Here is a 24,745-nt window from a genome sequence, read left to right as displayed (position 1 = left end):
GACGGACATTGTAGTAGCGACTTACTCTAAAGGGTTGCATCACGATGTATCTCCAAATGTGGAGCGCTTGCCAACTGGCAATTCATACTGCCATAACGAAAAGTTCTGAATGCTGGCCATGCTGGCATGCCTGGTGACATCCTTGGCGCCGTCTTGATCAACGAGAGGAGAAAAGGTGTCATCTCGAGCCAACGCCGTCGCCGTGGCCGCACTGGTGCTGGGTACTCTTTCGTCCTCGGCGCCTGCCGCAGCCGCTGCTGGATCTCCGTTCAATGGTGGAAGAGTCGATGGGCAGGCGCCCTATGGCGAAGTATTCGTTAGTAGAGAGGCTGTCCACATCTACCTGTATGACCGAAAGGACGACAACTACTGGGTTACCGTCCATTATGTGACGACACTCGGAAACGACGTAGATCTGAAGGCTGGACCGAAGGAGTCGAGTGCTCATGATTTCGTGTTTTTCGGGAGTATCGACCGCCTTCAGTTCTGCTGGGTAAGGGCGGACGGTGACAAGACCTATCGCACTTGCCATAAGACGAAAACGATAGAAAAATGAGCAGCCTAAAGTCTGATTCAGTAGGCCGTTCAAGTTCAGCGGCGTGGGCTGTAACGCCCAGACGGAGCCGGGGAAATCTGTAAGCGCGACCGCGGATCCTCATGTGTGGAGCATCATGCAACTGGAGACTTGGGCCCCACGAGCCGTTCTATGATGCCGAGCGTGAATCGGTCATGTTGTTCGCCAGCGCGGGCCACACTCGCGAGGATTAATTGATCGGTCCGCGCAGGTAGTGCTCATCGATCATGGCGGCCGTCACGAGTCCCGGCACCCGGGGTGCGCGGCACGTACTGCCAGGACGCGACAAGGTCCAGTACGCGGCGACGGAAAACTGGGGCCAATGAGCGCGAACGCATCTGGAGGTGACAGCGGTCACTAACCGACGTCAGAGGCTGTTGGGCGAGGAGTGGTTCAGCCACCAGGGAAGATCTGGTGATCCGCGCGGGGGGCGGAAGCTAGCACGCCGCTCCACCGCTCTCAGCATCGGGTAGATGTCGTGGGACTTTAGGTTGGCGCGTTCCGCATATTTCCTAAGAAGCTCAGCGGTTCTGAAGATCGGGGTAAGACCCAGGTCATCGGCGACCCTGATGGCTAGGCGATCATCCGTAGCAAATGGCAGAGCGCGGTTTACGGCGAGCGAAAGGCACTCGGCCTCGCCATCGTCGACGCGGCCGGCGAGTCTTACGAAGGTGGCGATCTCGTCCCCTGGATCCAGAGTAAGGACTTCCAGCGTTCCCTTCCGGATGTGCGGGCTGAGATCGATCTTTGTGCGGCAGGGCTCGCCATCGATGATGTCGTCGAGGTAGAACGTTTCCTCCACGGTTTTCGTCGACATGACGAACGTGAAGCCGAGTACATCGGCGACGGCGTCGAACTCGCCGGCGGCTTCGAGGTTCAGCGCCACGCAGGCATCCAGCAGCACATGCACCGGTCAGAACTCCGCCTCGTTCCATCGCACGGGCTCTGGCATGCCGCCTCCCGTGACGTCGTTGCTCGTGGTCAGATCCCGCGCGATGTCGCGGGCTCGTACGCGGTCGGTTCGCAGGTAGGCGGCGAGCTGGCCTTCGGTGATCTCGCCGTTGGTGAACAGTTCCACCGCCAGGTAGCGGTATCGCAGCGGAAGCAGTTCGGCCTTTTCCAGATCCGGCCGCAAGCCCAGAACCCGCTCTGCTTCAGCCGGCCTCAGCTTGCCTTCCAGTTTGTCATAGGTTCCCCGCTTTATGAGGCCCAGATCCTCCAGACGATGTGTCATGGCCTGGAATGACACACGGAAGATACGGGCCATTTGAAAGAGATCAGCGACGGTCGGGGCGCCCTCGGAGCGTTCGCGGGTGAGTTCGATGAACCTCCGGCGCAGCCCGCTGCGAGGCATGAGAAAGTTGGCCGCGAACAGGTCGGCGAACCGCTCCTCGGTATTGTTTCGATTCTCGATGAGGGTGATCTCAGAACGGTCCCGCCTCGTCAGGAAGTGCGCGTATTCGTGAGCGAGCGTCCACCGGCGTCGCTGAACCGGATGGTGAGCGTTCACAGCGACGCAGGCTCCCAGAGGCTCGGCGTACACGATCGCGCCCGCCACCTTCGAAGGCATGACCGGCATGAACACGCGAACGCCGACCTCATCCTCAAGAAATTCCCTGAGTTGCTGGACGGGGCCATCGCCCAGGCCGAGCCTGCGCCGTTCCTCCAGGGCGAGGTCTTCGGCACAGAGAGCAAGATCGCCGTAGGGCAATTCGAAGGTGGCCGGGTATCGGCGAGGAAGCTCGACGCTGCTTCGCCGTGCGAGATCGAGAAAATCGTCGGCGAGCTTCTCCAGCTCGTTGATCACATCGTGAAGGTTCTCGTCGCCGGCCTTGCCGGTAAGGGCGAGTCTGAACTGGGCCCCGATAGCCTCCGCGGGAGGCTGTGGTCGCAGTAGATCACTCACCTGCCGCTTGTAGAGCGATGCGAGTGTGACGAGTTCATCGGAGCGGACCTCGCGGGCCCCCTTCTCCATGGCCACCAGAAGCGGACGGCTCACTCCCAGCGCAGTTGCCGCCTGCTGCTGGGTGACACCGGCTGATTGCCGGGCGGCACGCAGCCGTTCCGGCAGTGTGGTGTCGATGTTCCTCATGCGGCCGCCGCCCCTTCCAGACCCCAGTTGTGCATGTGGACGCCGAGGTAACTGGCCATGGACTGCCACTCGGCGCAGTACTGACCGTACAACCGAAGCACTGCCGCGCGCCCACTTTCCCTTTCGGTGGCTGGCACGTCGAGGACCTGCGGAAACTCCTGCAGAAAGGCGCTCCAAGGGTCGGAATCCTCCAGGGCGACTCGGATCCGGTGGATCTGCCAGAGCGAGGCGCGCAGTTCCCAAGGCAGCGCGCCGTCGAGGCGGTGCCGGTATTGCTGGCCGACATCGATCTGCAGCAGGCCTGAGGCGAACACTGACTGTCTGCGCAGAATGCACGACGTGCACCTTCCGCAGGGGCGCGCCCCTTCCGTGCGGGTGGCGAATCCTCTGTCGCATGACACCGAGTCGGCGTACGCCTCGCTGTACGTGGGCGGTGCCTCACGCAACAGCTCGGCTTTGGTCGACCAAAGATGCGGTAGATCGATGCGGAAGCCTCCACCGCTCAGTGAGGTGGCCAACTGTTCCATCATCCGCACGGTGCGTGGATGAACGGCTCGAGTTGCCTGCGAGCCCCGTTGGGACTCCAGAAGCGGCAGATTGATGGCTCCGATCCCGTTCTCGTAGACCCGCAGGACACTCTTTCCTGCCGTCAGCGCGGTGGCTATCCCGGCCGCCAGGAAAAGGAACCCGCGGGTTCTCTGAGTGGATTCTGCGGAGAGGCCGGAGGCGAGATTCAATGGAAGGCGGCAGTCATGAACGCGGGCACCAAAGCGACGCAGGATGACCCTTTGCCGGCCCTCCATTCTGCCGTTGGTCACGACGCGGACCGCTAGAACGTCGGTCTTGGGATCGGCGGCTAGATCCACAGCGAGACCAGCCGTGGAGTCCAGCCCACCGCTGAACAAGGCAACATGGGCCTGATCCGGAACCGTAGGGAACAGGTAGCCCTGCGGATCGTCCAGTGGTGCCGTGTCAGGGCGCACCTGGTGGAAGTGCAGGCTCCACTCGTCGTCGGTCAGCCATGACAGCAGCTGTGCCAGAGCATCCGCGCGGCTTCTCCATAGGTCGGGAAGCCGGACAGGAACGTGCAAGCGTAGTCTCCGGCTCCAGCCGAGTTTGTAAGCGTCGGCGTCGCCACGCGGCCTGAGCCGATCCGCCGTATAGACAGCCGTCGCGAGCTCCATCAAGTCGGCGGCCTTAGGCGGCAACACCCGGCCCAGCCGATCTATCAGCGGACGGCCATCGAGATGGACGTCACGGCCCCACTGAACCGCGTGGCGGATCATCGGAGCGCTGGAGCGGAAGTCGAAGGTCGTCCAGGATCTGTTCATCGCAGGTCCTCCAGGGACATGCTGAGCACAGCCTCGACGGATGGACGTTTGTGACGCGGAGCCCGAACCCCGTGACCGTCCGGCCGTCGAAGCAGGCCGTCGGCGAGTTTGTCGATCCCTGGCTGAGACAGCACCTGGGCGCAGCGGTCACGTAGCTCGTCCGCCGTCCATGGCGCCCGATCGATGAGAGCCGGCAAGATACGGCTGAATCCGAAGTGGTAGGCCAGCGCCCGCACCACGGACACGGCAACCCTGTGGCGGGTGTCCTTCAGGTTCGCAGCGAGGTCTTCCGTGCGGGTCTCCAGCAGAACGCGGGCACGATTCCACGCGACATCGGTCTGCGGAAGACGATCATGTCTCGGTGACAGCTCCAGGCGGTAGCCGTCCAGCGGAAGAGTGTGGCATCGCATGCGGGCAACGCGGTGCACCTGATCGCAGATCTCGTTGATGAGCGGCACTCCGCCGATGTCCCTGATGGTGGCCGCGAGCGCCTTCTCCACCAGCGCGGACAGTGCGGGGAGGGAGTCCCCTTCCTCCAACGCGCACGCCACCGCCTTCCACTTGCGAGGGAGGCTTTTGGGGAGCCGGTCATCGTCGGGCATGCCATCCTCCAGCTCTGACAATGTCAGACTCATAATGCGAATTAATGTACCTCTCTGTCAATATGTTAATACGCTGCTCATCACGTCAAAGTGACGCTCGGCAGCCTTGGGGACGTGTACGTCACCGGCAACGCAGACTCATGTCGGTCCACCACAGTCGTGGGGAGAGATGCGGAAGGTGGCCCGCGGAGCGGGTTGGCATCGGCGTTCTCGCTCACGTCGTTTCGTGCAGCGGGAAGTAGCATGCTTCGCCGCCAGAGTCGCCTTGTCGCAGTGCTAGGCGGCTAACGAGGCCAGCCCGAGGTGCTTTTCGTCGACTGGGTTCGGTGCTTCGCTCGCTCACACCGCTTCGATCCCGCATCAAGGCCGACGGGCAGACCTCCAAGCCGTACGGCATGCCGCTGTCCGAGGTGGCGGACGGGGAATTCACCGGCACCATGGACACACCCGTGGCCAGCGTGTACCACGTGCTCCTGCGGGCTGAGGGGTGCTCGCTTCGCGGGTGCCCGTTCACCCGAGAGGAGCTGCGACGATCGCAGTGTGGACCCGCGGCGACGGGGCCAACCTGGAGGCCGGGCGAGCGCTCAATCAGTAGAAGGGCCACATAGAAGGCGCGGTGGCCTCTGCCGAGATATCTGCCGAGGTGCCCTGATCAGGGCTTGCCTCTGGTATCCGACGCGCAGGCAGTGTCTGCGCAGAGCAGCCCTGCTAGGGCTGAGGAACCGGTGGACGTCAGGAGCGCACGGGTGGCTCACCGACGTCCACCGTTCTCACTTCCCGTCCTCAGGCGGCGCGGCGGCCCAGGCCGCGCAACTGGTCGGCGGTCAGCGCGGAGACGTTCTGGTCGATGGGGGGTTTCGGTGTACTGGTGGATGGTCCAGGACTTCCAGTCGGCGGGCCGGGCGACCGCTCCTTGGCCTCGCGCGAGCCGCGGATGAGTTCCGCGCTGTGCTCTGGCCCGCGCTCACCAGCCCCGGCAAGGCGGCCGAGCGGCTGCGCGCCATGCTGGAGGCCATGTTCCGGGCGGCCGATCAGCACCTCGAACTGCTGGCCGGCATGTACGTCCCTACGGGGAGATGTTCCACGAGCCTGGTCCCGACGCCATGGTCGTGATGTCTTCGCCAGTCCGTTCGACCGGGTGCTCAGGACGGGGCGCTGGACGGCACCCTCCGCCAGGTACCTCCCACGATCACCGCCACGGTTTGTTCAACACCGCCGGATGGGGATACGTGCATCTACGGGCGAGCCACAAATGGCCGCAGGACGCGCCAGAGACGCCGTCATCGGCCTCGTCGTCACGGGGCTGCTTCCATCCGACCCGGACATGTAGTAGAGCGTCATCTCCTGACCCGAACCCATCGTTAATCCGGTAGGCGAGGAGGCGAAAGCCGCCCTGCCACCCATGCCATCGCTTCCGGACAGGCTGCTCGACGCTGCACTCACTCAGGCGAGAGGCATGCTTCCCTCGAGATGTCTTCATGAACGTCACCCCCTGCGAGAAGCGGTCGGCGCGGGGCTGCCGGCCGCGGTGACGCGGCCGTCACGCTGCCATCACGTCATGGTCACACGCCTCTGCCCAGTCTGGGTGGTGACCGGAAGGGAGACCAGGATGCGCATCAAGAAAAGTCTGATGTTGGCTGGTTCAGGGCTTCTGACGGCCATCGCGCTCGGATCGGGCGCAGCCTCCCCGGCCGTGGCCGCGCAGACCCTCACAGAGAGCGTGGCCAACTCCCACGTGGCGGGCCAGCCGCCAGATGATGAGCAAACGCAGTACGACCGCGGCAGGAGGGAAGGCTTCGCCGACGGTCGGACGGAGTGCGAAGGCGAGCAGCCGTCCGACCGCATGCACATGCGGATGCACGAGCGAATGCGGATGCACGAGCGGATGCGGATGCGGATGGGCATGCCCATGAAGCCCTATGAGCGCGGCTTCATGAAGGGCTACCACTCGGGGTACCACAGCTGCACGCCCGCGTAGGCTCCGCCTTGGCCGGGACCTCACTGCGCCGGTGGGGTCCCGGCTGTACATAGGCCACGACGCGCCCGCTCCATGTTGAGAGAACGTGCCGCTCCTGCTCCGACACGCCGCGAGGAAGGTGCTTGCCTGGCCGCTTGCTCGCGCAAACAAGCGCTCCAGACCATGCCGACGGACTCTTGAACGGGACAAGGCTCGCAGCCGTGCCGGGAATGGCACGGTGAGCACCGGACACCTGCTGTAAGTGACGCAGTAGCGGCTCACGGCCGCGCCACGCCATCGGCGTACCGGAACTTGGCCTATTGCCTGCTGGAAAGAGATCCACACTCCCTTCACATGCGAGGGAAGAACTTGTGCCCGTCGTCGAGGCCTGGTAGAGCCCGGTACCGGGGAGCACACGGACAGCGAGCCGGTCTGACCGGGTCCTTGGCCCTGCCCACCAGGGACTTATGACCCTGGGGCGGTGCCGTCGTGCACGGTGCGATGGGAGGAAGGGGAGGCTGACATGATCATCGCAGGTGTCGACGGATCGGCGGCGGCGCGTGCCGCGGTGTCTTGGGCGGCGGATGACGCGATGCGGATGCATGAGCCATTGCGCATCGTCCACGCCGTGGACCGCGATCCGTACCAGTTCTCCAGATTCCATGCTTGGCTCGAACTGGACGTGCTCGTCCGCGTGGCGCAGATGACAGTGAGCGAGGCGGCCGACTCGGTGCGTGAGTGCCAGCCGGACGTCGAGGTATCGACCGAGATCGTCGAAGGCGCTGCGGCACCGGCGCTGTGCGAGCAGTCCAAGGCCGCCGCCGAGATCGTGATGGGCAGCCGAGGGCTGGGCGGGTTCTCGGGTGCCTTGCTCGGCTCTGTGAGTCTGCACGTGGCCGGCCAGGCGCACTGCCCGGTCGTCGTGGTGCGGCCAGGGCAGGAGTCGGCACACGGTGAGGTTGTGGTCGGCGTTGACGATGCGCCGGAGTGCGAGCCCGCCTTGGAGTTCGCCTTCCGCCAGGCTGAGCTGCGCGGCGGCCCGCTGCGCGCGATCCATGCCTGGCAGCGACCGGTGCAGTTGTACGCCCCGCAGGTCAACTACGACCCGGACGACATAACGGCGGCGGCTAATGAGGTCGTCGCCGCCAGGCTCGCCCGATTCCGGCAGGAGCACCCGCAGGTGGAGGTGATCGAGGACGTGCGGCGGGCTCACCCGGTCGACGCCCTGGTGGATGCCTCTGCGCGGGCCGCGCTGGTGGTTGTCGGGTCGCACGGGCGGGGAGGCTTCCGTTCGGTACTGCTCGGCTCGGTCAGTCACGGGGTGTTGCACCACGCCCGCTGCGCCGTGGCGGTGGTACGGGAGTAAGAGGATCGATCGCGTGGCCGCGGGTCCATGTGCGACGGAGGCCCTGGCTGGTTGAGGTGGAGACATGCGGCAGCTGAGCGCGCTGGACGCGCAGTTCCTCAACTTCGAGACCGCCACCAACATCGCGAACGTCGGCGGGCTGGCGGTACTCGGCAAGGACCTGTCCAGGGCGAAGATCCAGCGCAGGCTGGCGGAGCGTATGGCCGGGGTGCCGCAGCTACGGCGACGCCTGGTCCGGGTGCCCTTCGGCCTGGACCACCCGTACTGGGCCGACGACACCGAGGTTGACCTGGACTATCACGTCCGGGAGCTCACCCTGCCGCCTCCCGGTGACGACATGCAGTTGGGCGAACAGGTGGCCCGCCTGCACGAGCAGCGACTGGACCGAGCTCGCCCATTGTGGGAGATGTACCTGATCCACGGCCTGGCCGGCAGCCGCTGCGGTATTTACGCCAAGGTCCATCACGCCGCTGTCGATGGGCTGACGGGGGCGGAGGTGCTCGCCGCGCTCATGGATCCCCTCCCCGAAGCAGTCGCGCGCCGGCCTGAGGACCCACCAGGGCTGTGGCACATGCTGGCCAGGAGCGCCTGGCACCTCGCGGGGAACCCCGCGCACTTGCTACGGTTCGTGGGCGAGGCCCTGCCGGTGCTGGACCAGCTCCCCGTCATCTCCCGGCTGCCCGGCGCGGGCGGCATCGCGCGGCTGATACGGCGCGAACCCCTGCCCGAGCTGCCGGACATGGCGGCTCCGCACACCCCGCTCAGCGGCCCGATCTCTTCCCGCCGCCGCTATGCCTTCGTCGAGCTGCCGCTGAAGGAGATCAAGCGGATCAAGAACGCATTCGGCGTCACAGTGAACGACGTCGTGATGACGCTGGCCGCCTCCGCGTTGCGCCGGTGGCTGCTGGCCCACAAAGCGTTGCCGGAAGTTCCCCTGGTCGCGGGCGTGCCGTTCTCCGTGCGCGGGCGGGAGGGCATGAACGAGGGCAACCAGGTCACCATGATGATCACACAGTTGCCCACGCACGTGGACGATGCCCGCCGTCGGCTTGAACTCGTGAGCGAGGCGATGCGGCAGATCAAGGAACGGTTCGCCCTGACACCGGCGCGCTTGCTTCGCGACCTGAGCGAGAGCATGCCCGCCGCGCTGAACGGCCTGGCCGACCGCGCCGCGCTGGAGCTGGTGGGACGGACGGCGCCGCCCCTCAACGTGGTCGTTTCCAACATTCCGGGCCCGCAGTTCCCGCTGCGGATCGCGGGGATCAAGCTGCTCGCGCACTATCCAGTGTCCGTGGTCACCGACGTGAGCGGCGGGGTGAACATCACGGCTTTCTCCTACAACGGCCGCCTCGACGTCGGGATCACCGCCTGCAGGGAGCTGGTCCCCGATGTGTGGGCCTTCTCCGGCTACCTGCGCGAGGCTCTGGACGAGCTCAAACCGAGCCCCAAGAGGGCAGGACACGCCCGAACCCGGGACCGCGCCTAAGGATTGTGCGGTTCCTATCCTTTGCTTGCGAAGGCGTCCCTGCAGCGCTGCGCCAGCAGCACCTCAGGGGTTCGCGGTCGTGAGACGGGGTATGCGGGCTGATCTGCTCATATGTCTGGCCGCCAGCACGATCGCCGTGATCACCAGGCCCCAGAGCGTCACTGTGCTCAGAACCATGAGCGCGTAAACCCAGGCGCTCATTCTGTTGTAGCACCACAACATCATGATCATCTCAGATCTGTTAGTGCTGAAGAATGCGATCCGGCCTGCGAAGCCCCTGCTGCCGCTGATCCGGGGCACTGCCGTGCGGGCGCTTGGCAAGCTGGCGGAGAATTCCAGCGCATTGGATCAACTGCAGGATCGCGTCAACGACTGCGCCGGGACCTCTGGCACGATGTCTCCTCAGAGGCCGTGGATGCGGCGGCCGGTGATCTTGTGTGGGACGATGCGGATGTAGAGCTGGCGCTCGCCACCCGCCCAGGGGGTGACGTCGGCCTCGGTGACCTTTTCCACCTCTTGCTGAGGCACGTGGTGAGCAGGACCCTGGATGAGGACGCTCCAGCCTGCCCGCTGGGCCTCGTCGATCCGGTCCACCTGGAAGCCGATCTTGATGTCCACGCCTTCCACGCCGGTGCGCAGGTCCTGGTCCATGGGGCCGCCGTGGGCGGTGCGGAAGACGATGGCGCCGTCGTGGAGCTTGTAGTTCACGGGCAGTACGGTGGGCCCGTCCGGGCCGTTGAACGCCACTCGGCCGATGCCGCCCGGGGCGACCAGCCGCAGGCACTCCTCGGGCTCGAGAACCTCCAGGACAGGATGGGCCGCGGCGGGACCGGGGCCGGGCGGGCGCTCGCGCCCGCCGCCCAGCAGGTCCTGGACCGTGGTCTCAAGAGCAGCGGCCAGCCGGGTCACCGTGCCTGCGTCGGGTGTGCCCAGATGGCTTTCGAGGTGCTGGACGTACCCGGCCGACATGTCTGCCCGGTCGGCGACCTGCTCGGAGGTAAGCCCGAGCCGATGGCGGTGATAGCGGATGCGACGTCCGAAGTCGCCATTACCTGTCATGGCGTGTCCTCCCTGGTCATGGCCATGAAGCTACCCACCAGGCCCTCCGGCAGACAGGGTCCTTCGGCCCTTGCCCCACCGACCTCCGGCCCTGCTGCGGACACGCGTGAGCAGGGTCCGATGGAGGTGACGAAGGAGGCACGCCATGATCATCGTAGGAGTGGACGGCTCTGTGGCCTCGCGAGCCGCGGTGGAGTGGGCAGCCAACGACGCGTTCCGCATGCGGGTGCCGCTGCGCATCGTGCACGCCGTGGACCGCTCGCCGTACCAGATCAGCAAACACCCCAACCCCACCATGCCGGATCTGCTGCTGCGAGAGGGGCACAGGATCCTGCGTGAGGCGGAGGCACTGGTGCGCGAGCGCCAGCCTGCTGTCGAGGTCGAGACGCGGGACATCGAGGGCGCCCCGGCTGAAGTCCTGCGCGAACAGGCCGAGGACGCCACCGAGATCGTGGTCGGCAACCGCGGGTTGGGCGGATTCTCCGGTGTTTTGGTGGGTTCCGTCAGCATGCACGTCGCCGGGCACGTTCACTGCCCCGTCGTGGTCATTCGAGGGGAGCATCGGCCGACATACGGGGAGGTCGTGGTGGGAGTCGACGATTCGCCGGAGTGCGAGCCCGCGCTGGTCTACGCCTTCGAGCAGGCGAAGCTCCGGGGGAGCGCGTTGCGAGTGCTGCACGCCTGGCAGTTGCCGGTGCACGCCTTCGCTCCAGAGGCCTCCTACGACCTGGACGAGGTCCGTACGGCGCAGCATCAGGCCGTCCGCGACCGGGTGGCTCTCTTCAGCAGGGACTATCCGCAGGTGAGGTTGGTCGAGGATGTGCATTGCGCGAATCCGGTGGACGCGCTCACCGATGCGTCGGAGCGGGCGGACCTGCTTGTGGTGGGCTCGCATGGGCGCGGCGCGCTGGGCTCGATGGTGCTCGGCTCGGTCAGCCGGGGTGCCCTGCACCACGCACGCTGCCCGGTCGCAGTGGTCCGAGCGTGAAAGATGCCGGCCAGGACCTTGGTCCTCTGGCATCGGGGACGTTCGCCACTGCTGGGCGAGGCGTTGGTGGAGGACTTTAGGAGTGGAGGTGTATGTCATGTCACTCGAGGTCAAGGACGTCATGGGGCGCGTTGCCATCGCCGTGCTGAAGGATGCCTCGTTCGCGGAGATCGTGGAGGCGATGGAGCGGTTCGGGGTGGGCGCGGTCACCGTGATCGAGGTGGACCGGCGGCCGGTAGGTGTGGTTTCCGAAGATGACCTGCTGCTCAAGGAGGCCGACACAGTACGGCACAGCGTTTCGATATTCGAGTCTCACAGGCAGCAGCAGGAGCACCAGAAGGCCGCGGGCGTGACGGCGGCTCAGCTCATGACCTCGCCGGCGATCACTGTCACGCCAAGCACTTCCCTGCGTGACGCGGCTCGGCTGATGCATGCCAAGCGCGTCAAGCAGCTACCCGTGATCGACATGGGCACCGGACAGATCATCGGCACCCTGCATCAGCGTGACGTGCTGCGCGTCTTCAGCCGCCCGGTCGAGGAACTGGAAGCAGACGTCAGGGCCGTCCTGCCGAATCCCGCGGCGTTCACGATCAACATCGACCAGGGCGTGGTGAAGATCAGCGGCGCGGTCGAGTGGAGGTCACAGGCCCTCGCATTGACGGAGCAGATCCGGCTGATCGAGGGAGTTGTGGACGTGCGGTCTGAGGTGGCCTTCGACAAGGACGATCTCCTCATCGCGGCCCTCCGGGATGTGGAAGACACAGGGCTGTGACGTCCCGGTTGGTCATTCGCGGCGGTCGTCGCGCAACCGCGTCCGGGGGCGGGCGATGAACGTCGTGATGACGACCGCGACAGCGATTTGACGAATCCGGGTAAACGCGAGGGATTCAGACCGATCGGATCGGCAATACTACAGATCGCAATCGAGTATCACAATCTGTAGTCGAGGTGGAAGTCATGCGCAAGACGATCATTGTGGCTGCGGCCGTGGCCGTTGTCGCCGCTCTGTCAATAGCGGGTCGAACGGCCCTTCGGGGCGGCTCGCGTACCTCCAAAGGCCGCTCTTGACTCCAACTTGCGCGCCCGCCAAGGTGCTCGCCCCTGGTTGGAACCGGGCCAGGCGCGGTTGGTGGTCGCCGTGCGGCTTGATCCTTCGTCCACTCGCCCACGGCTTGCGCGTGTCGGCCCAAATGCTCTGCGCACAGCTGGAAGTCATCGCAGGCCGCAGGTATGGGAGCGTCCCGGCCGCCATCCTGGCCGATGCCACCATCACCATGCGGCAGCGACCGGTATTGCTCGATGTCTACGAATCATTCCGCAGACAGAGCCCGGCCGATAATCCGCCCGGCGATGCCCTGTCCACGCCGCGCATGCGCGCGGGTTGGGACCGAGCTGCTCCTATGCGATCTACACAGTTCGCGTCGCGGGCTGTCGACCGCGGAGGCGCAGCAGCGGTTGTTGCAATACGGCCGCAACGAGTTGCGACGGCGAGGCACGCGGCGCTGGCCGGGCGAGCCGGGGCGTCATTCCCCCATCCGCTCGCCCGGGTGCTGTCGATCGCAGCGGCGTTGCTACTGATCGTCGGTTAGCTGGTCGTCGCAGCCGCCGTCGTGCTGAATACCGCTTTCGCCTTCGTTCAGGAAATCGAGGCCGAGCAAGCGGTGGAGGCACTGGCGGAGTACATCCCCCAGCGGGCGAAGGCCGTGCGTGACGGGTCCACCCGCGAGATCGACACGGCCGAGTTGGTGCCGGGCGACATCGTCGTCATCGAAGAAGGCGATCGGGTGGCGGCCGTTGGCACGGGTGCGGGCGTGATCCGCTTGACGCGGGGTGAGGGCGTTGTCGCAGCCGCAGACAGAAGATGCCCATACAGTCCGCCGAACGGAGCAGGGAGGTGTTTCATAAGCGGTCGTTACTTGCAGGACTTGAGGCGCTGTCCACGACATCCATGACGAACGACTCTTCCCCGGTGACCGCCTGCTGATGTGGTTATCTGCCGCCGTCCATCACGGTTGACGACCCTACGGGCTGACCAGATAGATCGCCGGAAACAACCTTGGATGAAGTCTGCGGCGTCGTCGATCGAGATGTGGGTAGCCGAGCCAGGTGCTGACCCACCCGCGTGGATCAGTACCTGGATCGGCGCACGTGGTTCGGCGAAGGAGACAGATCCGTGATGGCCGGTGAACAGTTCGGCAGCGGCACGGCCGGTGGCAGCTCGGCGGGTTCGGCGCGGACGCCCTGGATCATGCTTGCGTGTGCGACGTTAGGGTTTGCGTTGAATTTCTGGGCGTGGGCGCTGCTGAGCCCGCTGGGCCCGCGTTACAAGGAGCTGCTCGGTCTGTCGCCGGCGCAGCAGGCGTTGCTGGTGGCCGTGCCGGTGATCGTCGGCTCGCTGGGCCGCATCCCCATCGGCGCGCTGACCGACCGGTTCGGCGGGCGGGTGATGTTCCCCCTGGTGTCGGCTGCCACCATCGTGCCCGTGCTGTTTCTCGGCCTGGCCGGGCAGAGCTCGCTGGTCGCGCTGCTGATCGGCGGGTTCTTCCTGGGCATCGGCGGCACCGCGTTCGCCGTTGGCGTGCCGTTCGTGGGCGCGTGGTTCCCGCCACACCGCCGGGGGCTGGCGGTCGGGGTGTTCGGGGCGGGCATGGGCGGTACCGCGATCAGCGCGCTGACCACCGTCCCGCTCACCCGCGCTCTGGGCCCGGCCGTCCCGTTCCTGATCACCGCCGCCGTGCTGGCCCTGTATGCGATTGTGGCCTGGCTGGTGCTGCGGGATGCGCCCGGCCGCACCGTGGCCAGCCAGCGGTTGGTGGCGCGGATGGCCGCCACGCTGAAGCTGCCTGTCTCCTGGCAGGCGTGTGTGTTGTATGCGGTCTCGTTCGGCGGCTACGTTGCTTTCTCCGTCTACCTGCCCGCCTACCTGCAGGCCGGCTACGGGCTGGAGCAGGCTGATGCCGCCAACCGCATGGCCGGGTTCGTGCTGCTGGCCGTGCTGGCCCGTCCTGCCGGTGGCTGGCTGTCCGACCGCGTCGGGCCGGTGCCCGTCCTGGTCGGTGTCTTCGCCGTGGTCGCCGTCATGGCCGCCGTGCAAGCTCTCACCCCCGCCCTCATGCCCGTGGGCACCATCGCGTTCCTGACCATGGCCGGTGCGCTCGGCGCCGGCAGCGGCGCCACCTTCGCCCTGGTCGCTCAGGTCACGCCCGTCGGCCAGGTGGGGTCGGTGACGGGGCTGGTCGGCGCTGCGGGCGGCCTGGGCGGGTTCGTCCCGCCACTGGTCATGGGCTTCATCTACGGCCGGCTCGGCTCCTACGGTCTTGGCCTGGCGCTCCTGTCGGTCACTGCCGCTGGTTGCGTGGTACTGACCATGACGGCGATACGCGCTCTGACCGTCGCCGCACGAGCTCCCGCCCGCTGAGGCGGGCACGCAGGCATCGAAAGCGCCCGAACTGCAGCTCCGGAAACCTTGTGGGCATCGAGAGCCCGACGGTTTCCGGTGAGGACAAGCTGATCTCCTGGCTGGCGGGCAACTGAGATGGCGCAAAGGACGCGGCGCTCGACGTGGAACCAGGCGCTATGGGCGGCTGCCGTGCTTGGAGGCGCTCAGCGGCAGCAATCGGGCCAGGACCGTCCTGGCGCTGGGGGCGGCAGGACGTGGCGGATGTTCGTCGAACGTCACGGCGATGTCCTGTTCGTAATGGCGTGGACGTGCCGCCCTCAGCCCTTGATCTCGACGCGCCGGGCGCGGCACCGCTCGGACTTGGGTGCCCGCAGGGTCAAGACCCCGTCGGTCAGCTCATCCTCGATCTTGTGTCGGCGTCGGCCGGCAGGCTGGTGCGCTACACGATGGTGCCCGTACGCCGCCGTAGCGCGTTGCCGGTGTCCTCCTGCTTGATCTCCCGCGATACGCACAGCTCGTTGCCGTTGAGTTCGACGTGGACGTCGTCGCGCTTGAGCCCGGGAACTCGGCGAAGGGATCCCGCCAGCGGCCCGACCAGGAAGGGCGCCACGGCTCAACCGCGCGGTGACGGCGCATCCGCAAGGCCATGCTCGTTCACCTCCGTCGCGGCCTGCGGGTCGCCTCGTTGTGGTTTGCCCTGCGCCCCTACCAATCCCCATGGGGGCTGAATCGCATCCCAGTCCGCCGGTAAACCGGGGCCGCTGGCCATGGGCTTCATCTCTGCTGCCAGCTCGGCTCCTACAGGCTCGGACTGGCCCTGATGGCCGTCACCGCCGCGGTGTCGGCCGTGCTGACCGTGACGGCGGTATGCCGCTGACCGCCGTCCCGAGCACACGCCCGCAGATCTGGCACCGGGCGTGCACCGGGACCATCGTCCCTCCTGGGGCGGGACTTTCAGCTATGTTCACCTGCGAGAACCGGAGATTAGGTTGGTCCAAGTTCCATAGTTGCGGCCTTGACGGAGGAAGGCACTGTGACGGACGCGCAGTTGAGCGGACAGCAGCGAGGACGGCCCGGTGAGCAGCTTCCGGGCGCGGGACTGGACGCCACACGCATGCCGGGGCACTGGCTGCTGGCCCGCCTGGGCAAGCGGGTGCTGCGGCCCGGCGGTGCGGAGCTGACCCGGTGGATGCTCGACGCCCTGCGGATCACGCCGGCCGATCAGGTGGTGGAGCTGGCCGCCGGGCTGGGCGCCACCGCACGGCTCACCCTTGCCCGCGGCCCCGCCGGCTATGTCGGGGTCGACCGCGACAGCGCTGCCGTGGCCACGCTGGCCACCTTGCCGCGGACTGCGGCCACCCGGGTACGGTGGCACACCGCCGACGCCGCGCACACCGGACTGCCCGATGCGAGCGCCAGTGTGGTGTACGGCGAGGCCATGCTGACCATGCAGCCCGAGCCGGCCAAACGGCGCATCGTCGCCGAGGCGCACCGGCTGCTCGGCCCGTCCGGCCGGTACGGCATCCACGAACTGTGCCTGATACCCGACGACATGGACCAGGTGCTCGCCGAGGAGGTGGCCGCGGCGCTGTCGCAGGCGATCCACGTCGGCGCCCGACCGCTGACCGTGTCCCAATGGCGTGGCCTGTTGACCGGCGCGGGATTCACGGTCACCGCCCAAAGCATCACTCCGATGCACCTGCTCGAACCGCGTCGATTGATCGCTGACGAGGGGCTGGCAGGCGCGCTCGGGATCATCGCACAGACGTTGCGTGACGCGCCGTCCCGCCGCCGGGTACTCCACATGCGCAAGGTCTTCCGCCGGTATCGGGCGCACCTGGCTGCGGTCGGCCTGGTCGCCGTCCGAGCATGACCCGCATCCACTCTCAACCACGCGAGGAAGCGACATGACCGCAACCCCGAAAAGTGACACCGCGACCCTGTTCGCCGATCTCACCGCCGAATTGGAGATTCCCGACAACGGCACGCTCAGCCGGCTGCTGTACCGCGATGATCAGGTGCGCGTGGTCGGCTTCGCCTTCGACGCCGGCCAGGAGCTCACCGAGCACAGCTCGGCGCTGCCTGTCGTCATCCAGGTCATCCAGGGCCGCCTGTCGCTCACCCTTGGCCAGGACAAAGTCGAGGCGACTCCCGGCACCTGGATTCGCTTGCCGCCGCGACTACCGCACACCGTGCAGGCCGTCGAGCCGACCATCATGTTGCTGACCATGCTTTCCACGTCCGGCTGACCCGCACGTTCGGTGATCAGCGTGACGGCTCCCAGCCGCGCCGGGCGGCGGGTCGTGCTTCGTCTCTGCTGCGGTAGACGATGTACGGCCGGGTGAGGTAGCCCACGGGTGCGGTGAGCATGTGCACCAGCCGGGTGAACGGCCAGATCGTGAACAGCACCAGCGCGCTCAGCGCGTGCAACTGGAACAGTAGGGGAGCACCGGCCATGAGCGCGGGATCGGGTTGGAAGTAGAAGATCGACCGGAACCACGGCGAGACGGTGTTGCGGTAGTCGTAGCCGCCGCCGACGATGTTGGCCAGGACCGTGGCGGCGAGGCCGAGGGCGATGGTGAGGGCCAGCACGGCGTACATCAGTTTGTCGTTGCGGGTGGTGGCGCTGAACACCGGACCGACGGTGCGGCGCCGGTAGATGAGGATCGCCAGGCCGCCCACGGTGGCGATGCCCGCGATCGTGCCGAGCACGACGGCGGACAGGTGGTAGAGCTCCTCGCTCACGCCCATGGCCTCGGTCCAGCTCTTGGGGATGACCAGGCCGCCGACGTGGCCGAGCGCCACGACGAGGATGCCGAAGTGGAACAGCGGGCTGCCGATGCGCAGCAGCCGCGACTCGTACATCTGCGACGAGCGGGTGGTCCAGCCGAACTTGTCGTAGCGGTAGCGCCAGATGTGGCCGAGCACGAACACGGTCAGCGCCACGTACGGCGCGACCACCCACAGCAGCGTGCTCATCGGCCCGCCTCCGTGATCGCGTAGGGTTCCAGGCCGACGGCTTCGACCGGCGGTCCCTCGGCCGCCAGTCGCAACGCGGTCTCCTGCTCGCGCGCGCCGGCCGGGGGCAGCGTGGCCAGTACGGCGGCGACCACGTCCGCGTACGGCGAGCGCTCGTCCTCCAGCGCCGCGCGCAGCACCTCGAGTCCTGCGCGGTGCTCCATCATCAGCCGCTGGGCCTCGCGCACGGCGCCGCGCGCCGACAGCTCGCACACCACCGCCAGGTGGTCAGGCAGCTCGCCATCGGCGAGCTCGAACCCGGCGGTGTGCAGCGCGTGCTTGAAGCGCAGCAGGGCCGCGCCGCGCTTGCGGGTGTCGCCGTAGGCGTAGTAGGTGAGGTACGGGCAGCAGCGCCGTTTGAGGTCGAACGTGGCCACGTAGTGGGCGGCCAACTCGGAGGGGCCGGTGGCGGCCGCATGGGCGAGGAAGGCCAACAGCCGCTCGCGCACCTCGCCCGCCGGCAGGCCGGCCACCGCGACGGTCAGCACGTCGAGCCCGTCGAACAGGCGCTCGTCGGGGTAGCCGAGCAGCACTGAGGCCACCATGTGAGCGGTCCGTGGGTCGCTCATTTCCGCCTCCTCTTGGGGAACAGTCCTTCCGGTGTGCCCTTGCCGTCCCAGTTGAGAAGGTTGATCCGGCCGCGCAACTCGTCGGCCTCGCCGAGGTCCTCGCCTTGCTGCCGCTCGCGCAGCGCGTGGAAGCTCTCCACCGCGATCGGCGCCGGCCGTCCGGACGCCTCGCCGAACGGGCCGGCCATGCCGGGGCCGCCCTCGTAGTCGAGGCTGCAGCCGGTGGCGAGCTCCTCCAGCTGGGTGCCCTGCTCGGCGTGGGCTTTGGGGATGACGTACCGCTCGTTGTAGGGGGCCAGGGCCAGCAGCCGGTGCATGTCCTCGACCTGTTCGCCGCTCATCCCGACCGCTGTGGCGATCGACTCGTCGCGCTCCTGGCCGAGGTTGATGCGGCGCATGTACGAGCGCATCGCAGCCAGGCGGCGCAGCACCGCTCGCACCGGCTCGGGATCGCCTGCGGTGAACAGCTCGGCCAGGTAGCCGATCGGGATGCGCAGCGCGTCGATGGCGCCGAACAGGTTGCCCGCGTCCTCACCGTCGTGCCCGGTCCCGGCCAGTACGTCCACGACGGGCGACAGCGGCGGGATGTACCAGACCATCGGCATCGTCCGATATTCGGGGTGCAGCGGCAGCGCCACGCCGAAGTCGAAGATCAGCCGGTGGATGGGGGACTGGCGGGCGGCCTCCAGCCAGTCCTCCGGAATACCGCTTGCCCGGGCCGCGGCGATCACCTGGGGATCGCGGGGGTCGAGCATGACACCCTTCTGCGCCTCGTACAGCGCCTTCTCATCCGGTATGGCCGCCGCCTCGGCCACCCGGTCGGCGTCGTACAGAATGAGCCCGATGTAGCGCAGCCGCCCCACGCACGTCTCCGAGCAGACCGTCGGGATGCCGACCTCGACGCGGGGGAAGCAGAACGTGCACTTCTCCGCCTTGCCGGTGCGGTGGTTGAAGTACACCTTCTTGTACGGGCAGCCGGTCACGCACATCCGCCAGCCGCGGCAGCGGTCCTGGTCCACCAGGACGATGCCGTCCTCTGAGCGCTTGTACAGCGCCCCGGACGGGCAGGACGCCACACAGGATGGGTTGAGGCAGTGCTCGCAGATGCGCGGCAGGTAGAACATGAACGCCCGCTCGAACTCCAGCTTCACCTGGTCCGACACCTTGGCCAGCATTGGGTCGGGGGAGGGGTCGCCGCCGAGGCTGTCGTCCCAGTTCGCGCTCCAGCTGATCTTCATGGGCTCGCCGGAGATGAGCGAGCGGGGCCGGGCCACGGGCGTGTCGGCCTGCATCGGGGCGGAGAACAGCCGGTCGTAGTCGTAGGTCCAGGGCTCGTAGTAGTCCTGGATCGACGGCATGAGCGGGTTGGCGAAGATCGAAAAGAGTTTCTTGAGCCGCCCGCCGGCCTTGAGCCGCAGCCGGCCGCGGCGGTTGAGCTCCCAGCCGCCCTTCCACTTGTCCTGGTCCTGGTAGGTGCGGGGATATCCCTGGCCGGGACGGGTCTCGACGTTGTTGAACCACACGTACTCGGTGCCCGCCCGGTTGGTCCAGGCCTGCTTGCAGGTGACCGAGCAGGTGTGGCAGCCGATGCATTTGTCCAGGTTCATGACCATGGCCAGCTGCGCCATCACGCGCATCAGTATTCGACCTCCTGGCTGCGGCGGCGGATCACGGTGACCTCGTCGCGCTGGTTGCCGGTCGGCCCCAGGTAGTTGAACGCGAACGCCAGCTGCGCGTAGCCGCCGATGAGGTGCGTGGGTTTGATCAACAGGCGGGTGAGGGAGTTGTGGATGCCGCCGCGCAGGCCGGAAGTCTGGCTCTTGGGGACGTCCACCACGCGCTCCTGAGCGTGGTACATGTACACCGTCCCGGCCGGCATCCGATGCGAGACCACCGCCCGCGCGACCACCACGCCGTTGCGGTTGACCGCCTCCACCCAGTCGTTGTCGGCGATGCCCGCCTTGGCGGCGTCGGTCGGGCTCATCCAGATGGTCGGCCCGCCCCGCGACAGCGTCAGCATCAGCAGGTTGTCCTGATATTCAGAGTGGATGGACCACTTGGAATGCGGCGTCAGGTAGCGCACGGTGATGTCGTTGTCGCCGGACTCTCCCACGCCGGGCTCACCGAACAGCGCGGTCATGTTCAGCGGTGGCCGGTAGACCGGCAGCGCCTCGCCCGCCTCGTGCATCCAGTCGTGGTCGAGGTAGAAGTGCTGGCGGCCGGTGAGCGTGTGCCAGGGCTTGCGGTGCTCGACGTTGATCGTGAACGCCGAGTACCGGCGCCCGCCGGTCTCGCTGCCCGACCACTCCGGCGAGGTCGTCACCGGCACCGGCCGTGCCTGTGTGTCGGCGAACGTGATGTGCTTGTGCTCATCAGCCAGCCCGTCGAACGCCGTGCCCGTGCGGCGGGCCAGCGTGGTGAACCCTTGGGCGGCCAGACGCCCGTTGGTGGTGCCCGACAGCGCCAGGATCGCCTCGCACAGGTCGATGTCACGCCCCAGCGACGGCCGCCCGTCGGCCACGCCGCCCCGCACGGCCCCGTTCGTGCGACGCAGCCGCTCCACCTCCTCGCCCACGTGGTAGGTCAGACCCTTGGTGGTGGCGCCGAGACTGTCCAGCAGAGGGCCGAGCGCGGCCATCTTCGCCGCGACCGCGCCGTAGTCCCGCTCCACGATGGTGATCTTCGGGAAGTTCCGGCCGGGCACCGGCGTCGTCCCGGTCCGCCGCCAGTCATCGACGCGGCCGTTCGGGTTGGCGTACTCGTCGGGGGTGTCGTGCAGCAGCGGCACCGCGACCAGGTCCCGGCGCGTGCCCAGGTGCGTGGCGGCCAGGGTGCTGAACGCCTCGGCGATGGCGTGGAAGGCGGCGAAGTCCGTACGCGTCTGCCAGGGCGGGTCGATGGCCGGGCTGAAGGCGTGCACGAACGGATGCATGTCGGTCGAGGACAGGTCGTGCTTCTCGTACCAGGTGGCGGCCGGCAGCACGATGTCGCTGAACAGCGTCGTGGACGTCATCCGGAAATCCAGCGACAGCAGCAGGTCGAGCTTGCCGCGCGGCGCCTGGTCACGCCAGGTCACGTCGCCGGGCCGCTGCTCTGGGGCGGCCTCGGTGGCCCGCAGCGCCGAGTCGGCGCCCAGCAGGTGGCGCAGGAAGTACTCGTTGCCCTTGGCCGAGGAGCCCAGCAGGTTCGCCCGCCACACGGTCAGCACGCGCGGCCAGTTGGCCGGCGCGTCCGGGTCCTCGCCGGCGAAACCTAGCTCACCGGCGGCGGCCTTCCCGGTGATGTACGCGCCCGGCTCCTGCCCTGACGCCGCCACCTCGTCGGCCAGGTCCAGAGGGTTGCGGTCGAACGTCGGATACGACGGCATCCACCCCATGCGGGCCGAAGCCGCCAGCAGGTCGGCGGTGGAGTGCCCGGCGAACGCCCCCTCGCCGAGCGGCGAGGAGATGGCGTCGGCCGTGTAGGTGTCGTACCGCCACTGATCGGTGTGCAGGTACCAGAAGGCCGTGCCGATCATCTGCCGTGGCGGACGCGACCAGTCCAGCCCGAACGCCAGCTGAGCCCACCCGGTGATCGGCCGGCACTTCTCCTGGCCGACGTAATGGGCCCACCCGCCGCCGTTGATGCCCTGGCACCCGGTCAACGTGGTCAGCGCCAGGAACGAGCGGTAGATCGTGTCGGAGTGGAACCAGTGGTTCGTCCCCGCCCCCATGATGATCATTGATCGGCCGCGCGACTCCTCGGCGTTCGCGGCGAACTCGCGGGCGATCCGCGCCGCCTTCGCCGCCGGCACCCCCGTGATCGCTTCCTGCCAGGCCGGCGTGTACGGCGCGTCCGCGTCCTCGTACGACTCCGGCCACCGGCCGGGCAGCCCGTCACGCGCCACCCCGTACTGCGCCATCATCAAATCGAAAACTGTGGTTACCAGATGGCCACCCACCTCCCGGACAGGCACACCCCGGCGCAGCACACCGCTGGGCACGTCGAAGCGAGGCAGCGCCACCTCCACCGCCCGCCCGTCGAGCATCGTCAGCGCCGGATCGACCCCGCCCAGGTCCAGGTTCCACCGCCCCTCGCCGCCCGCGCCGTAACGGAAGCCGAGCGACCCGTTCGGCACCACCGCCTCGCCCGTACGCGCGTCGACGAGCACCGTCTTGAACGCGCCATCCTCGCCGTCCTCGCCCAGATCGGCGGCCGTGAGGAACTTGTCCGGCAGGAACGCGCCCCCCTCGTGCTCCCGCAACCGCACCAGGAACGGCAGATCAGTGAACCGCTTGACGTAGTCGACGAAGTAGGGCGTCTCCCGCTCGGCGAAGAACTCCTTCAGGATCACGTGCCCCATCGCCATGGCCAGCGCCCCGTCCGTCCCCGGATGCGGCGCCAGCCACTCGTCACCGAACTTGGCCGCGTCGCTGAAGTCCGGGCTCACCACGACGACCTTCTGACCGCGATAGCGCGCCTCCGTCATGTAGTGGGCATCCGGCGTGCGCGTCACCGGCACGTTGGAGCCCCACAACATCAGGTACGCCGCATCCCACCAGTCCGCCGACTCCGGCACGTCCGTCTGGTCACCGAACACCTGAGGAGAGGCCACCGGCAGGTCCGCGTACCAGTCGTAGAACGACAACATCGCGCCGCCGATCAGCGAGAGGAACCGGGCACCGACCGCATGCGAGGCCATCGACATGGCCGGGATCGGGGAGAAACCGGCCACCCGATCCGGACCGTACGCCTTGATCGTGTGCACGTGAGCCGCCGCCACGATCTCACACGCCTCGTCCCACCCGATCCTGACCAGCCCGCCCTTGCCCCGCGCCGACTGGTACCTCTCCCGCTTACCCGGATCCGCCGTGATCTCCGCCCACGCCTCCACCGGATCACCCAACCTGGCCTTGGCCTCCCGGTACATCTCCACCAGCACGCCGCGCGCGTAGGGATAACGCACCCGCGTGGGGGAGTAGGTGTACCAGGAGAACGCCGCGCCACGGGGGCAGCCGCGCGGCTCGTACTCCGGTCGGTCACCCCCGACGCTCGGATAATCGGTCTGCTGCGCCTCCCACGTGATGATCCCGTCCTTGACATACACCTTCCACGAGCACGAGCCCGTACAGTTCACGCCGTGCGTGGAGCGCACCACCTTGTCGTGACTCCAGCGATCCCGGTAAAAGGCATCGGCTTGTCGCCCACCCACCTGGTGCAACACCCGCAGATCGGCCGAGACCGTTCCCTTGCGCAGATGCCGCCCCATCCTCAGCAGCGCGTCACTGACCGGCCCATCCATGCCCGCCATGGCCGCTCCTTCGCTCACGGATCACAGCTCACCTGTCACAGATCACGCTGTACCCGGCAAATCCGGCTTCATCGCCCGCCGAGCGAAAAGCTCGACCATCGTGGTCCCTTATTCGCCGACGCTGGCGGTTGTGCCGATCAGCGGTCGAAGGCAGGATTTTGTGTTCTGTGGCAGGCCTGGTGTCAGAGGGGAGGGTGGGTGTAGGGATGCTACTGATCCGGGTCTTGTGGATAGCTCTCCACTCTTCCTCCGCCGAGTCTCGTGATCTCCTGCAGTGCACCCTCGAGTGCGGTGGCGGCGACGCCTCTTCGCCGGTACCTGCGGTCCACGAGAAAGCATGTGATCCGCCAGTCCGGAAGTGCGTCCAGATCGGTGAGATACGCGCGCCGGTGCCTGGTACGGGGCAGTTCGTCGGTCGGCCCGAACTGGCGCCAGCCGACGCAGTCCATGCCGTCGTAGACGAGGGCTGCGTGCGCCCGGCCTGTCTGGACCCGGCGTTCCTTCTCGGCCCGGTTCTGCGCCGCGGACCGGCCCTGCCCCGAGGCGCCCCGCTGGGGTTCGTGTCCACCGGCACCGACTCGCCGCTCAGCGCGGACTCGTCCACCAGCAGCGCCGCCGCCTCCCCAAGACGGGCGTCGGCCGGGATGATGTCCCCTTCGGCCAGCACCAGCAGGTCGCCGCGCACCACCTCGGCCGCGGGGACCTCCTGCTGCGCGCTGTCCCGCACGACCGGGGCCACCGGCGCGGTGAGCGCCGACAGAGGCCGCGCTGAGCGGTCCGGTCCACGGCGACGCCGCGAACTTGCGCGCCGCGATGCCGGGGAGACGTACGAGTCCCAGACCATGTATCCGACCTTCGCCAAGCGCGCCAAGGCAGCGGTCGACAGCCAGGCGGCCGAACGCTTCTCGCACAACGCCGAAGACGAGGCCGGACACGCCCGCGCCTTGCAGCAGGCGCTGGATCAGCTTTCCTGAGCAGCCTCCTGGCACGGGCTCACCCAAAAGGAAGTGACA

General features: G+C 67.3%; 24 protein-coding genes. 13 read left to right on the top strand and 11 right to left on the bottom strand.

Annotated features, from left to right (window positions below; translation table 11 throughout):
• Positions 1 to 175: 175 nt before the first annotated feature.
• Positions 176 to 556, top strand: coding sequence for a hypothetical protein (locus tag ABN273_RS49080; RefSeq protein ID WP_349456530.1), 381 nt, complete (start codon positions 176 to 178; stop codon positions 554 to 556).
• Between the two features lie 385 nt (positions 557 to 941).
• Here ABN273_RS49080 and ABN273_RS49075 read toward each other — a convergent pair whose 3' ends face one another.
• Genes ABN273_RS49075 through ABN273_RS49060 form a run of 4 tightly spaced genes read right to left on the bottom strand, consistent with a single transcriptional unit; the run spans position 942 to position 4,599 of the window.
• Positions 942 to 1,484 (bottom strand): hypothetical protein, encoded by a 543-nt coding sequence (locus ABN273_RS49075; protein WP_349456529.1) that lies wholly within the window; start codon positions 1,482 to 1,484, stop codon positions 942 to 944.
• A 3-nt stretch (positions 1,485 to 1,487) separates the two neighbouring features.
• Positions 1,488 to 2,666, bottom strand: a complete 1,179-nt coding sequence (locus ABN273_RS49070) for a helix-turn-helix domain-containing protein (RefSeq protein ID WP_349456528.1) — start codon at positions 2,664 to 2,666, stop codon at positions 1,488 to 1,490.
• Positions 2,663 to 3,997: a 7-cyano-7-deazaguanine synthase gene (locus tag ABN273_RS49065; RefSeq protein ID WP_349456527.1), complete on the bottom strand. Its 1,335-nt coding sequence runs from the start codon at positions 3,995 to 3,997 to the stop codon at positions 2,663 to 2,665. Before ABN273_RS49065 ends, ABN273_RS49070 begins: the two co-directional genes overlap by 4 nt.
• Complete coding sequence (locus ABN273_RS49060) at positions 3,994 to 4,599, bottom strand: hypothetical protein (RefSeq protein ID WP_349456526.1); 606 nt, start codon at positions 4,597 to 4,599, stop codon at positions 3,994 to 3,996. Before ABN273_RS49060 ends, ABN273_RS49065 begins: the two co-directional genes overlap by 4 nt.
• Before the next feature lie 948 nt (positions 4,600 to 5,547).
• On the opposite strand from ABN273_RS49060, the gene ABN273_RS49055 reads away from it, so the two are divergent.
• From ABN273_RS49055 to ABN273_RS49040, 4 genes are all read left to right on the top strand, one after another.
• Entirely contained in the window at positions 5,548 to 5,712 is a 165-nt protein-coding gene (locus ABN273_RS49055; protein WP_349456525.1) for a hypothetical protein, read from the top strand.
• A 496-nt stretch (positions 5,713 to 6,208) separates the two neighbouring features.
• On the top strand, positions 6,209 to 6,577 hold the full coding sequence (locus ABN273_RS49050; RefSeq protein ID WP_349456524.1) for a hypothetical protein: 369 nt from the start codon (positions 6,209 to 6,211) through the stop codon (positions 6,575 to 6,577).
• 502 nt (positions 6,578 to 7,079) lie between these two features.
• Complete coding sequence (locus ABN273_RS49045) at positions 7,080 to 7,922, top strand: universal stress protein (protein WP_349456523.1); 843 nt, start codon at positions 7,080 to 7,082, stop codon at positions 7,920 to 7,922.
• Between the two features lie 64 nt (positions 7,923 to 7,986).
• Positions 7,987 to 9,408, top strand: a complete 1,422-nt coding sequence (locus ABN273_RS49040; protein ID WP_349456522.1) for a WS/DGAT/MGAT family O-acyltransferase — start codon at positions 7,987 to 7,989, stop codon at positions 9,406 to 9,408.
• 402 nt (positions 9,409 to 9,810) lie between these two features.
• Here ABN273_RS49040 and ABN273_RS49035 read toward each other — a convergent pair whose 3' ends face one another.
• On the bottom strand, positions 9,811 to 10,467 hold the full coding sequence (locus tag ABN273_RS49035) for a helix-turn-helix domain-containing protein (RefSeq protein WP_349456520.1): 657 nt from the start codon (positions 10,465 to 10,467) through the stop codon (positions 9,811 to 9,813).
• A 145-nt stretch (positions 10,468 to 10,612) separates the two neighbouring features.
• On the opposite strand from ABN273_RS49035, the gene ABN273_RS49030 reads away from it, so the two are divergent.
• From ABN273_RS49030 to ABN273_RS49020, 5 genes are all read left to right on the top strand, one after another.
• Positions 10,613 to 11,455, top strand: a complete 843-nt coding sequence (locus ABN273_RS49030) for a universal stress protein (protein WP_349456519.1) — start codon at positions 10,613 to 10,615, stop codon at positions 11,453 to 11,455.
• 97 nt (positions 11,456 to 11,552) lie between these two features.
• On the top strand, positions 11,553 to 12,227 hold the full coding sequence (locus tag ABN273_RS49025; protein WP_349456518.1) for a CBS domain-containing protein: 675 nt from the start codon (positions 11,553 to 11,555) through the stop codon (positions 12,225 to 12,227).
• A 458-nt stretch (positions 12,228 to 12,685) separates the two neighbouring features.
• Positions 12,686 to 13,033 carry a cation-transporting P-type ATPase gene (locus tag ABN273_RS59960; protein ID WP_502911266.1) on the top strand — a complete coding sequence of 116 codons (348 nt, stop codon included), beginning with the start codon at positions 12,686 to 12,688 and terminating at the stop codon, positions 13,031 to 13,033.
• A gap of 32 nt (positions 13,034 to 13,065) precedes the next feature.
• Positions 13,066 to 13,407 (top strand): P-type ATPase actuator domain-containing protein, encoded by a 342-nt coding sequence (locus tag ABN273_RS59955; protein ID WP_502911265.1) that lies wholly within the window; start codon positions 13,066 to 13,068, stop codon positions 13,405 to 13,407.
• 224 nt (positions 13,408 to 13,631) lie between these two features.
• Entirely contained in the window at positions 13,632 to 14,873 is a 1,242-nt protein-coding gene (locus ABN273_RS49020) for an MFS transporter (protein ID WP_349456517.1), read from the top strand.
• Positions 14,874 to 15,294: 421 nt separating this feature from the next.
• Here the strand turns inward: ABN273_RS49020 and ABN273_RS49015 are convergent, their stop codons facing one another.
• Positions 15,295 to 15,465: an Hsp20/alpha crystallin family protein gene (locus ABN273_RS49015; RefSeq protein WP_349456516.1), complete on the bottom strand. Its 171-nt coding sequence runs from the start codon at positions 15,463 to 15,465 to the stop codon at positions 15,295 to 15,297.
• Positions 15,466 to 15,870: 405 nt separating this feature from the next.
• On the opposite strand from ABN273_RS49015, the gene ABN273_RS49010 reads away from it, so the two are divergent.
• The gene (locus ABN273_RS49010; RefSeq protein WP_349456515.1) at positions 15,871 to 16,728 is read left to right on the top strand and encodes a class I SAM-dependent methyltransferase; all 858 of its coding nucleotides are present in this window, start codon (positions 15,871 to 15,873) and stop codon (positions 16,726 to 16,728) included.
• Positions 16,729 to 16,762: 34 nt separating this feature from the next.
• Entirely contained in the window at positions 16,763 to 17,104 is a 342-nt protein-coding gene (locus tag ABN273_RS49005) for a cupin domain-containing protein (RefSeq protein WP_349456513.1), read from the top strand.
• 16 nt (positions 17,105 to 17,120) lie between these two features.
• On the opposite strand, the gene narI is transcribed toward ABN273_RS49005, so the two are convergent.
• The 5 genes from narI to ABN273_RS59950 are packed head-to-tail and all read right to left on the bottom strand — an operon-like array spanning position 17,121 to position 24,576.
• Positions 17,121 to 17,834 carry a respiratory nitrate reductase subunit gamma gene (gene narI / locus ABN273_RS49000; RefSeq protein WP_349456512.1) on the bottom strand — a complete coding sequence of 238 codons (714 nt, stop codon included), beginning with the start codon at positions 17,832 to 17,834 and terminating at the stop codon, positions 17,121 to 17,123.
• Complete coding sequence (narJ, locus tag ABN273_RS48995; RefSeq protein ID WP_349456511.1) at positions 17,831 to 18,442, bottom strand: nitrate reductase molybdenum cofactor assembly chaperone; 612 nt, start codon at positions 18,440 to 18,442, stop codon at positions 17,831 to 17,833. The genes narI and narJ overlap by 4 nt, the downstream gene beginning before the upstream one ends.
• Positions 18,439 to 20,079, bottom strand: coding sequence for a nitrate reductase subunit beta (gene narH, locus ABN273_RS48990; RefSeq protein ID WP_349456510.1), 1,641 nt, complete (start codon positions 20,077 to 20,079; stop codon positions 18,439 to 18,441). Before narH ends, narJ begins: the two co-directional genes overlap by 4 nt.
• Positions 20,079 to 23,732, bottom strand: coding sequence for a nitrate reductase subunit alpha (locus tag ABN273_RS48985; protein WP_349456509.1), 3,654 nt, complete (start codon positions 23,730 to 23,732; stop codon positions 20,079 to 20,081). The genes narH and ABN273_RS48985 overlap by 1 nt, the downstream gene beginning before the upstream one ends.
• Before the next feature lie 28 nt (positions 23,733 to 23,760).
• Positions 23,761 to 24,576: a P-type ATPase actuator domain-containing protein gene (locus ABN273_RS59950; protein WP_502911264.1), complete on the bottom strand. Its 816-nt coding sequence runs from the start codon at positions 24,574 to 24,576 to the stop codon at positions 23,761 to 23,763.
• On the opposite strand from ABN273_RS59950, the gene ABN273_RS59945 reads away from it, so the two are divergent.
• On the top strand, positions 24,575 to 24,706 hold the full coding sequence (locus ABN273_RS59945) for a ferritin family protein (RefSeq protein ID WP_502911263.1): 132 nt from the start codon (positions 24,575 to 24,577) through the stop codon (positions 24,704 to 24,706). The two genes, ABN273_RS59950 and ABN273_RS59945, sit on opposite strands and share 2 nt — an antisense overlap.
• The last annotated feature ends 39 nt before the right edge of the window (positions 24,707 to 24,745 follow it).

Source organism: Nonomuraea sp. B19D2, assembly GCF_040137845.1.
In the GTDB taxonomy this organism is placed as follows: Bacteria; Actinomycetota; Actinomycetes; order Streptosporangiales; family Streptosporangiaceae; genus Nonomuraea.
The sequence above is the reverse complement of the archived record's forward strand: the minus strand, read 5'-3'. Positions and strand labels throughout refer to the sequence as shown.